1 protein-coding gene and 2 pseudogenes are annotated in these 899 nt (G+C 59.0%); all 3 read right to left on the reverse strand.

The genetic code is table 11. The features are described from left to right. A pseudogene (locus AWB67_RS40530) lies at positions 1 to 104 on the reverse strand (electron transfer flavoprotein subunit beta/FixA family protein); the annotation flags it as partial. Between the two features lie 138 nt (positions 105 to 242). Next, entirely contained in the window at positions 243 to 554 is a 312-nt protein-coding gene (locus AWB67_RS38685) for a Rieske (2Fe-2S) protein (RefSeq protein ID WP_087660928.1), read from the reverse strand. Positions 555 to 558: 4 nt separating this feature from the next. Beyond that, positions 559 to 899, reverse strand: a pseudogene (locus tag AWB67_RS41280) (hypothetical protein); the annotation flags it as partial.

Genomic DNA, 899 nt, shown 5'->3' on the forward strand with positions numbered 1-899 from the left:
ATCGACATCTTCACGTTCGCGATGTCGACGCCGCTGCCGTCCGATTTCACGCGGACTTTCACGTTGTAGTCGACCACGCGTTTGACACACACTAATATTTTCAATTGCAACTCCTATCTCATACACATCGAGGCTTTATACGTAGGGCAGCGCATTCTTGGAGAACGGCTGATCGTCCCGCCAGATCGACGCTTGCACAGGCACCGTGCCCGCCGTTCCCCTATCTGCGGACGGCTGCGAAGTCATTCGTCGACTTGCGCTACCAGGGTGCCGTCGATAGTCTCGACGGATAGCTTGTTCAGGCACAAACCCTTCGCGCCGACGAGATACCCCGACACGAGATCAAAGCGCAAACCGTGCGCCGGACATTGCAAGACATGGCCGTCAAGGCGGCCACTCGCGAGCGCTGCGCCGTTGTGTGGGCAGGTATTGTCGATTGCGTGAACGACACCTTCTATGTTGAACAGCGCGATGCTGCGTCCTTCGACGTGCGCCAGCATGCGTGAGCCGGTATTTAGGGCGTCAACGCGGCAGATCGGGATGTTTCGCGTCATTTCTCTATTCCTTGGGTGTGCATCTATCCAACATGACGCGCAATCCTGTGCGCGCGCCCGTTTCCGCTCTCGCCCGCAAATCGCCCGACCCTTCCGCAACCGGCCAGGCGAGCGCAGCGAATTGGCCGGCGGAGTTCACCTGCGAATCGCTGCGCTCGCAGGCAGTCAGCAGTCGCCGGAAAGTGATACGCGCGCCGATAGCCTGCGCGAACTGCGTAGCAAGGCTGATCGCTTCGATGCAGATGCCGGTACGCTGGACGGCAACGAGCAGGTGACGATAGATGGAATCCTTCGCCGGATTCGGTGTTTGCGTGAGAGTGCTTGCATCGTAGTGCAGGGATGCTT

The organism is Caballeronia terrestris (assembly GCF_001544515.1).
In the GTDB taxonomy this organism is placed as follows: Bacteria; Pseudomonadota; Gammaproteobacteria; order Burkholderiales; family Burkholderiaceae; genus Caballeronia; species Caballeronia terrestris.

Excerpts from the sequence above, each read along its gene's own strand:
- AWB67_RS38685 (WP_087660928.1), bottom strand. The coding sequence starts at position 554 with ATGACGCGAAACATCCCGATCTGCCGCGTTGACGCCCTAAATACCGGC.